The sequence below is a fragment of the Streptomyces jumonjinensis genome, assembly GCF_009600885.1.
Classification (GTDB): Bacteria; Actinomycetota; Actinomycetes; order Streptomycetales; family Streptomycetaceae; genus Streptomyces; species Streptomyces jumonjinensis.
This window is the reverse complement of sequence record NZ_VCLA01000190.1, coordinates 3,842-12,848: the sequence shown is the minus strand read 5'-3', so window position 1 is coordinate 12,848 and position 9,007 is coordinate 3,842. Positions and strand designations below refer to the sequence as shown.

The 9,007-nt window shown below is 69.4% G+C and carries 8 protein-coding genes; 4 read left to right on the top strand and 4 right to left on the bottom strand.

Annotated features, from left to right (window positions below; translation table 11 throughout):
* Nucleotides 1–132: 132 nt before the first annotated feature.
* The 4 genes from FF041_RS29650 to FF041_RS29635 all read left to right on the top strand — a co-directional run bounded on the left by FF041_RS29650 (nt 133) and on the right by FF041_RS29635 (nt 3,370).
* Complete coding sequence (locus tag FF041_RS29650) at nt 133–297, top strand: hypothetical protein (RefSeq protein WP_153525652.1); 165 nt, start codon at nt 133–135, stop codon at nt 295–297.
* Between the two features lie 337 nt (nt 298–634).
* Nucleotides 635–1,048 carry a Tn3 family transposase gene (locus FF041_RS38250; protein WP_194292219.1) on the top strand — a complete coding sequence of 138 codons (414 nt, stop codon included), beginning with the start codon at nt 635–637 and terminating at the stop codon, nt 1,046–1,048.
* Nucleotides 1,049–1,300: 252 nt separating this feature from the next.
* Nucleotides 1,301–2,038, top strand: a complete 738-nt coding sequence (locus FF041_RS29640) for a dienelactone hydrolase family protein (RefSeq protein ID WP_323393107.1) — start codon at nt 1,301–1,303, stop codon at nt 2,036–2,038.
* A gap of 807 nt (nt 2,039–2,845) precedes the next feature.
* Nucleotides 2,846–3,370 (top strand): RICIN domain-containing protein, encoded by a 525-nt coding sequence (locus FF041_RS29635; protein ID WP_153525650.1) that lies wholly within the window; start codon nt 2,846–2,848, stop codon nt 3,368–3,370.
* A 199-nt stretch (nt 3,371–3,569) separates the two neighbouring features.
* Here the strand turns inward: FF041_RS29635 and exaC are convergent, their stop codons facing one another.
* From exaC to FF041_RS29615, 4 genes are all read right to left on the bottom strand, one after another.
* Complete coding sequence (gene exaC / locus FF041_RS29630; protein WP_153525649.1) at nt 3,570–5,093, bottom strand: acetaldehyde dehydrogenase ExaC; 1,524 nt, start codon at nt 5,091–5,093, stop codon at nt 3,570–3,572.
* A 128-nt stretch (nt 5,094–5,221) separates the two neighbouring features.
* Nucleotides 5,222–6,787 carry a GMC family oxidoreductase gene (locus FF041_RS29625; protein WP_153525648.1) on the bottom strand — a complete coding sequence of 522 codons (1,566 nt, stop codon included), beginning with the start codon at nt 6,785–6,787 and terminating at the stop codon, nt 5,222–5,224.
* A 111-nt stretch (nt 6,788–6,898) separates the two neighbouring features.
* Complete coding sequence (locus FF041_RS29620) at nt 6,899–8,470, bottom strand: APC family permease (protein ID WP_153525647.1); 1,572 nt, start codon at nt 8,468–8,470, stop codon at nt 6,899–6,901.
* A partial coding sequence (locus FF041_RS29615; protein WP_153525691.1) for an aldehyde dehydrogenase family protein occupies nt 8,467–9,007 on the bottom strand: 541 nt, incomplete at its 5' end. The genes FF041_RS29615 and FF041_RS29620, both read right to left, overlap by 4 nt.

Sequence of the window (9,007 nt, the reverse complement as noted above, 5' to 3'; positions counted from 1 at the left end):
GCCATTCCGCCACACAAGCCCCACATCTCATCCACCGCGGTATCCGGCACCCGCCGTCCTGGCAGAGGCCGTGGCTGACGGTCGATCCCGAACCACCCCGGGTCGTCTGCCGTTCGAGCACTGTTCGGAGTGGTGCTGAGGACGCCAGATGGCCAGGGGCCGGCCGAGCTTGTCCTGGACCTGATCCGCGGCTCCGGGCTGGTGGCCGACCCGGACCAGCGGGTCGGCCGGGTATCGCCCCTCGGTCTGCTGGGGGTGGACGAGGTGCGCCTGATGAGAACGCCCCGGGTCCGCTGAGAGCCCGGGGGACTTTCGGGCCTCCGCCCGCCCCGCTCCAGCCAGTCGAACCGGCGGGCCCGAGCGGCGCGCACCACGGCGCGGGGTGCGGTCTGTCTCCCCGGGCAGGCAGGCTGGCAGGTCGGCCGGGCCGGTGCCGGACCTGACGCGGGTGACGGTGTGCTCCAGGGCGCTGCCGGCATGACGGTCTCCGTGCCGCCGACGAGGAGGAAACCCACCGCGACGCACGACGTGCCCGAGCCGCTGTTCCCTCGCGGGACCACCGGGCGACAGCACATCCAGCGACCGGGCGAGGCGACGGCATCCGGGCTGTTCGCGGTGCCGGCGTTCGGTGCGGGTGAGCGGGCCGCCGCGGGCGGCGGCCGGGGAGCCGAGGGCCTGGGTGGAGTCGTTCAACCGGTTCTCCCGGTGGATCGGCTTCGGCAACCGCGGCGTCATCGCCGACAACGACCCCATCGAGCAGGAGAAGGCGATGAAGTTCGACGCGCTGCTCACGAACGCGGTGATCTTCCACAACGCCCTGGGCATCGCGGAGATCGTGCGGCAGCTTCTGGAGGAGGGATGGGAGATCGACCCGGAGGACCTGGCGCACATCTCGCCGTACCTGACCGAGCACATCAACCGGTTCGGCGAGTACCGCACCCACGAACTCGACATCCAGCCCGAGGCGTACGACCCGAAACTCGACGTCGACTTCACACTGCTGCGCGAGCAGGACCTGATCGCCGCCGGTCTCGGCCAGGCCGCCTGAACCGTGAGGTGAACTGCTGGTGACGCCCTTCACGGGAGCGGGACGGTATACGCCAGAATCCTGCCGCGAGGGTCAGCCTCCAACACCGTGGCCTGGGCAGGCGATCCGCTAGTGCTGCCGTGGGAACGGGATTTGTGACGGTTCTTGTGAGCCCTCGCCGTATTTCAGAGGGACACCCGCGCTGTTCTGCCAGCGGCAGAACACCGGCCGGACCGGGCTCGACGATCACTACAGTCCAGTCTCATGACGGCGATTACGGCGATTACGACGCGTACGGTCGAGTACCCGGCCGACGGTTTGACGATGATCGGGCACCTCGCGCTCCCGGCCGGTGTCGACCGCCGACCCGCGGTGCTGCTCGGACCAGAGGGCATGGGGCTCAGCGACGTCGAGCGCCGCCGGGCCGATGCTCTCGCCGAGCTGGGATACGTAGCGCTGGCCTTCGACCTTCACGGCGGGCGCTATTTGGGTGACCCCGAGGAGATGCTGGCCCGTTGCATGCCACTGCTCGACGACCCCGACCGGATGCGGGGCATCGGTCATGCGGCGCTCGACGTGTTGCGCACCGAACCGCGGACCGACCCCGACCGGATCGCCGCCGTCGGCTACGGCACCGGAGGCGCCGTCGGGCTGGAACTCGGGCGCGGCGGCGTCAACCTGCGCGCGATCGGGACAGTCAACGCACTGACCACGGGCCGACCGGGCGAGGCTGCGCGCATTCGCTGCCCGGTGTGGGCCGGGGTCGGGTCGGAAGACCCGATCATGCCGCCCGCGCAACGGAACGCGTTCACCGCCGAGATGCAGGCCGCGGGCGTCGACTGGCGCCTCACGGTCTACGGCGGCGCCTTGCACGCCTTCCACCACCCGCCGGTCGACCACCCCGTGGTCCCCGGCGTCGGCTACCACCCACAGCACGCGCAGCGAGCCTGGCACGACGTCGTCGACCTGCTCGCCGAGTGCCTGCCCGTGACGGAGGATCTGGGGGCATGACCCAGATGAGCATGCTGACGCCGGGCCTGGTCGGCATCGGGCACTGACGGTCCCCTCCCCTCAAGTCCGCACAGCGGAACCGCATTCGGGCGGATGCCCGATCGCGGAGATGTGTTCGCAACTGCCGCAGTAAATAACGGATGTACTGCGGCGGAGCCTCTACCGTGATCGTCGCGACCTGCGGCGGGCCATTCCGGAAGTCCGGGCGAGGGGTACGCATTTACTGCGGCGGCGAGTCCGGGCGAACGCGACTCTCCCCGGGGCCCTGTGCCCGGTGACCGGCCGGGCCCGGCTCTCCTGTCTCAGTCAACCTCCTTCCTGCACTCGAAGGTGGTGGTACACCCCAGAGAGCCGGTGTGCCCCAGATCCGCCGTCCGCGTCACCGCCCGCCACACCATCCTCGGGGACTCGGGGACTCGGGGACTCGGGGAGCGGTTGCGGCCACGGGCCCACGTGGTCACCGCACACCGCGCCGCCCGCCGTCGCCCATCTGCACCAGGGCCGTGAACCGGCGCTGCACGAATCGAGCACCACATCACCCCCGTGCCCGCTCAAGTGCACCGGCCACCCCGCCGCCGGCGCGGGCGTGCCCCTCCGACGGCACCGCCGAGTGATCCGGTCCGTTCCCGCGCCCTGGCCGGAAAAGTTCCGATTTCGCCCCGTGGATCACGGGCCGGTTTCTGTCAAGGAGTGCGGAACGGACCGCCGTGCCGGATATCGGGACAGTTCCCGCAGCGACCGGATGGACGGGTCCGAGGGAGGGCAGGAGGATTCCGCCAGATATTTCGAGCGATCCAGGGAGCGGGAATGAAGGTTCATACAGCGGGGCGGATCAGGATGGTGGCGGTGGCGCTCCTGCTGTTCGCGGCAGCGGCCACTCCGGCCGCCGCGGCGGCGGACAACGGTCGGTCGGGTGCCCTTAGCACCCCATGGAACTGGAAGAACGCCAACGGGATGAAGTGTCTGGAGATCCCGGGCGGCAGCACGGCCTACGCCGCAGCCGCCGCCCAGCGGACGTGCGACGGCACGAACTGGCAGCTTTGGGTGAATGAAGTCAGCGGAAAGCTGACAGAGATCAGAAATCACCACTCGGGTATGTGCCTGGACGCCGCGAACGGCAGCACGGCCGACGGCGCGATCATCGCGCAGCGGACGTGCAACGGTATGAAATGGCAGAAATGGCGCGCGTTTTTCGATAACAGCAGCGGCGCCTATCAGATCGTCAACGAGCACTCCCAGAAGTGCCTGGAGGTCCTCGGCGGCAGCACGGCGGACGGCGCGAGCGTCGTGCAGAGCTCATGCTACGGAACGCCCTCGCAATACTGGTTCTGACCGCCCGCCGGAGGTGACCGGCCGCGGCGGGCTGTGGGTCGAGCTCGACTCCCTTTCGGCCGGACCGCACACCCTGTCGGAGGCGGGATACGGGCGGGAGGAATCGGGAGTAGGGCGTCACTTGGGCTCGCTGTCCGACGCGACTCCGTGAAGGGTGCCCGACGGGAATCATCCCAGCTCAGGCACCCTTTTCTCACGTCTAGAAGAAACCGAGCCTCTTCGGCGAGTACGACACCAGCAAGTTCTTGGTCTGCTGATAGTGCTCCAGCATCACCCGGTGGTTCTCGCGGCCGATCCCCGACTGCTTGTAGCCGCCGAACGCCGCGTGTGCCGGATAGGCGTGGTAGCAGTTGGTCCAGACCCGGCCTGCCTGGATGGCGCGGCCCGCCCGGTAGGCGGTGTTGACGTCGCGGGTCCAGACGCCCGCGCCGAGACCGTACAGCGTGTCGTTGGCCGTCTTGATGGCGTCGTCGAAGTCCGAGAACGAAGTGACGGCGACGACGGGGCCGAAGATCTCCTCCTGGAAGACCCGCATCCGGTTGTCGCCCTCGAAGATCGTCGGCTGGACGTAGTATCCGCCGGCCATGTCCCCGTCGTACTCGATGCGCTGACCGCCGGTCAGGATCTTCGCGCCCTCCTGCTGGCCGATGTCCAGGTACGACAGGATCTTCTGGAGCTGGTCGTTGGACGCCTGCGCGCCGATCATCGTGTCGGTGTCCAGCGGATGGCCCCGCACGATGCGCTCGGTGCGGGCGATGGCGGCCTCGAGGAACTCGCTGTAGTGACCGCGCTGGATCAGTGCGCGCGACGGACAGGTGCACACCTCGCCCTGGTTGAGGGCGAACATGGTGAACCCTTCGAGCGCCTTGTCGCGGAACTCGTCGTCGGCGGCCCAGATGTCGTCGAAGAAGAGGTTCGGCGACTTGCCGCCCAGTTCCAGGGTGACCGGTTTGATGTTCTCGGAGGCGTACTGCATGATCAGCCGCCCGGTCGTGGTCTCCCCGGTGAACGCGATCTTCGCCACCCGGGGGCTGGACGCCAGCGGTTTGCCCGCCTCCACGCCGAAGCCGTTGACGATGTTGAGTACACCGTCGGGGAGCAGATCGGCCACCAGGCTCAGCCAGAGATGGATGGAGGCGGGGGTCTGCTCGGCGGGCTTGAGGACCACCGCGTTGCCCGCCGCCAGCGCGGGGGCCAGCTTCCAGGTCGCCATCAGGATCGGGAAGTTCCACGGGATGATCTGCGCGACCACCCCCAGCGGCTCATGGAAGTGGTAGGCGACCGTATCGTCGTCGATCTCGCTCAGCGACCCCTCCTGGGCGCGGAGCGCGCCGGCGAAGTAGCGGAAGTGGTCGATGGCGAGGGGAATGTCGGCGGCCAGCGTCTCGCGGACCGGCTTGCCGTTCTCCCAGCTCTCGGCGACCGCCAGCTTCTCAAGGTTCGCCTCCATCCGGTCGGCGATCCTCAACAGGACCGTGGCGCGGTCGCCGGCCGACGTACGGCCCCAGGCGGGCGCCGCCGCATGGGCCGCGTCCAGCGCGAGCTCCACATCCTCGGCGGTGCCGCGGGCGATCTCGGTGAAGGGGCGGCCGTTGACCGGACTCGGGTTCTCGAAGTACCCGCCCCGGGCCGGCGGAACGTACTGACCGCCGATCCAGTGGTCGTAGCGGGACTGGTACGAGACGATCGCGCCCTCACTGCCGGGCGCTGCGTAGCGGGTCATCTCCAGGGCCTCCCGGTGACGACGCCGTTCTCCGTCGAACGACGTTCACCGGGAGGTTAGGGACGCCTACGTTGCGAAGAGGTTGCGCGACCCGGGGCCGTTCCGGGCCGGCCCGGAACGGCCCCGGGTCAGCCCGCCTTGATCAGATCGGCGCACCTCTCGCCGATCATCATGGTCGTGATGCACGGATTCACCGTCGTCAGCGTCGGCATCACCGAGGCGTCCGCCACCCGCAGACCGCGCACCCCTTTGACCCGCAGCTCGGGATCGAGCGGGGAGCCGGAGTCGTCCGCCGCTCCCATCCGCACGGTGCCGGCCGGGTGGTAGACGGTGTTGTGGGTCTGGCGGATGTACGAGAACAACTCGTCGTCCGTCCGATGCGCGGGCCCGGGTGCCAGCTCCCGGCCCGCCCACTCCGCCATCGGCGTCTGCGCCACGATCTCGCGCGCCAGCCGCATGCCCCGGGTCATCACCCGGATGTCGTGCTCGTCGGTGAAGTAGCGGGGATCGACCCTCGGCTTGTCCCGGAAGTCACGCGTCCGCAGCCGGACCGTGCCCCTGGAGCGGGCCCGGGTGACATTCGGGGTGAGACAGAAGGCGTTGTCCGAGGTCGGATAGCCACGCCGGTAGGTGTTGAGATCGAACGGCACCGAGCCGTAGTGGAACATCAGATCCGGCCGGTCCAGACCGGGCTCGGTATCGGCGAAGACGCCGATCTCCCACCACTGCGTCGAGGCGCTGACCATGGGCTGCTTCGCCTCCCACATGATCACGCCCTCCGGGTGGTCCTGGAGATGGGACCCCACACCCGGTGAGTCGACTCTCACCTCCACACCGGTCTGACGCAGATGGGCGGCGGGTCCGATCCCCGAGAGCATCAGCAGCTTCGGCGAGTCGATCGCGCCACAGGAGACGATCACCTCACGGCGCGCCCGGACCGCCGCGGTGCGCAGACCGTCCGGGAGGAGGAACTCGGCCCCCTCGCACCGTCCCCCCTCCCCGAAGAGCAGCCGTTTGGCCTGTACTCCGGTCCGTATGTCGAGGTTGGCGCGGCTGTCGACAACCGGATGGAGATACGACACCGAGGCCGAGGAGCGGGTTCCGTCCGCACGGGAGTTGATCTGGAACCAGTTGGCGCCGCGCAGCACCGTCGTACCGCTGTTGAAGGGGGTGGTCGCGATGCCCGCCGACGCACAGGCCGCCAGCAGAGCACGGCCGCACGGGTCGTTCGGCGGGATCGTACGGATGGTGACCGGACCGGAGCGGCCGTGGTGTCCGCCCGGAGCGTCGTTGCTCTCCAGCCGCCGGTAGAGCGGGAAGCAGTCCTCGGCGCCCCAGCCGGTCGCGCCCATCGCCGCCCACTCGTCGAGATCCTCGGCGGGGGCCCAGAACGCTATACAGGAGTTGTGCGAAGAGCAGCCTCCGAGCACCTTCGCACGGGCATGGCGCAGGAAATCGTTGCCGTTCTCCTGCGGTTCGACGGGATAGTCCCAGTCGTAGCCCGACTCCAGCAGCGCCATCCACCGGTCGAGCCGCAGAATGCTCTCGTCACCGACGTCGGAGGGGCCCGCCTCCAGCACACAGACGCTCACCCCCGGATCCTCGGAGAGCCGCGCGGCGATGACGGCGCCTGCGGTGCCGCCGCCGACCACCACGTAGTCGTACTCGGGGACTGGACTGCTCACTGCGGGCATGTAGGTCTCCAGAACGCGTTCATGGGCAGGGAGATGGACAGGGAGATGGGCAGGGAGATGGACAGGGAGATGGGCAGAGCGATGGACGGAGAAAGGGGAGGGCGAGGCGGGTCAGCGCGCGGGTGGACGGGCCCGGTGCTCGTCGAGCACACCCGTACGGTGCCGCTGGACGAACCAGTAGTAGGCGAAGCCCCCGGCCGCCACCGCGCCGATGAACAGGAACGCGCCCCACCGCAGATACCAGTGCTGCTCACCGGTGGCGTTGTAGACCTCGGCGCGCGGCCAGGCCAGATTGAGGGACATCGCGATCCCCCACACCACCGCCACCGCGTTGACGGGCAGCCCGAAGCGGCCGAGGGAGAACGCGCCCTCGGCGGGACGCCAGCCACCGCGCAGCCGCTGTATCAGCATGGGCACCGTGACCAGCAGATACGCCAGATAGACCATGATGATCGCGATACTGGTGATCACCGAGAAGATCTGCGGCTGATTGACATTGAGCACCAGGACGCAGATTCCGACCACGCCGATCACCACGGCCGGCGCCACCGGGGTGCCGAAGCGGACGGAGACCCGGGCCAGCTGTGAGCCGGCAGGCAGATTGTTGTCCCGTGCCATCGCGAACATCAGCCGTATCCCGGCCGCGTGGACGGCGAGCACACAGACGGTGATCGCCACGACCACACACCACAGCACGATCTCGCCCACCGTGGCGCCCAGCGTCTCCAGGACCACGAACTGAAGCCCGCCCGCGGCCAGCTCCTTCGCCGCCCCATCCGGGACCGCCATCAGCGCGAACAGCAGAATCAGCCCGCCGAGCAGGAAGGAGGCGACCAGGGCGCGCAGAATGGCGCGCGGCGCGTTACGGCTCGGGTCGAGGGACTCCTCACCGAGCGAGGACGCGGTGTCGAATCCGTACATGACATACGCCGAGGCGAGCGAGGCGGTGAGAAACGCGCCGAAGTAGCCGAGCGAGTGCTCGCCGCCGAGCCCCTGGGTGTCGGTGAGAGCCTCCGCCGGGCCGCGGGTGACGCTCGCCGCGAGCAGCACGATCAGCGCGACGGCGGCGATCAGCTCGATGAACACCCCGGCGGAGTTGATACGGGCCATCAGCCGCACCCCGAAGGCGTTCACCAGGGTGGAGAAGACGATGAGCGCCGAACCGAGCAGGACCGCGTTGGCGGCGGCGTCCGAGGGACCGCTGCCGTCGCCGGCGAACTGGAACCAGTCGTCGATCTGCGGCAGCGTGAGCTGATAGGCGAGCGCGACCGCGGCCAGCGTCACCATGGTCGCGGTGAGCATCATCCACCCGCCGAGCCAGCCGGTGTGCGGGCCGCCCATCGTCTTGGCCCAGTTGTAGACGGACCCCGCCACCGGATAGCGGGCCGCCAGCTCGCAGAAGCAGAGCGCCACCGTCAGCTGCCCCGCGAAGACCAGCGGCCAGGACCACCAGTACGCCGGGCCGCCGAACGCGACACCGAAGTAGAACAGCTGGAAGGTTCCGGTGAGGATGGATATATAGCTGATCCCGGCGGCGAAGGTGTGGAAGGTGCCGAGGGTGCGTCTGAGCCCGGGCCGGTAGCCGAGCAGACCGAGCGCCTCGTCGTCCCGGTGCGCTCCCCCCTGCCCGGGGCGTTCGGGGGCGCCGGTCTCCTCCGCGCGCCCGCCGTCGCCCGCGCTCATGAGAACCAGCCCTGCGGGCGCGGGGCGAGATTGCGCCAGATGTGTTTGGCCTCCTGGTACTCCGCCAGGCCCGACGGTCCCAGCTCACGCCCGAAGCCCGACTGTTTCATCCCGCCCCACTCCGCCTGCGGCACATAGGGATGGAAGTCGTTGATCCATACGGTTCCGGCGCGCAGCCGGGCCGCCACCCGGTGGGCCCGCTCCCCGTCCTGGGTCCAGACCGCCCCGGCCAGCCCGTAGACCGTGTCGTTGGCCAGCGCCACCGCCTCGTCCTCCGTACGGAAGCGTTCGACGGTCAGCACCGGGCCAAACGATTCGTCACGGACCACGGACATCCCCGGCCCGCACTCGTCCAGCACGGTCGGCGGATAGTAGAAGCCGTCACGGAGCGCCGGGTCGGCGGGTCTTGTGCCGCCGCAGCGCAGCACCGCCCCCTCGGCCAGCCCCGCCGCCACATACGCCTCGACCCGGTCGCGGTGCGCGGCCGAGATCAGAGGCCCGGTGCGGGCGGCCGGGTCGAACGGGCCGCCCAGCCGG

Excerpts from the sequence above, each read along its gene's own strand:
- FF041_RS29635 (WP_153525650.1), top strand. The coding sequence starts at position 2,846 with ATGAAGGTTCATACAGCGGGGCGGATCAGGATGGTGGCGGTGGCGCTC.
- FF041_RS29625 (WP_153525648.1), bottom strand. The coding sequence starts at position 6,787 with ATGCCCGCAGTGAGCAGTCCAGTCCCCGAGTACGACTACGTGGTGGTC.
- FF041_RS29620 (WP_153525647.1), bottom strand. The coding sequence starts at position 8,470 with ATGAGCGCGGGCGACGGCGGGCGCGCGGAGGAGACCGGCGCCCCCGAA.
- exaC (WP_153525649.1), bottom strand. The coding sequence starts at position 5,093 with ATGACCCGCTACGCAGCGCCCGGCAGTGAGGGCGCGATCGTCTCGTAC.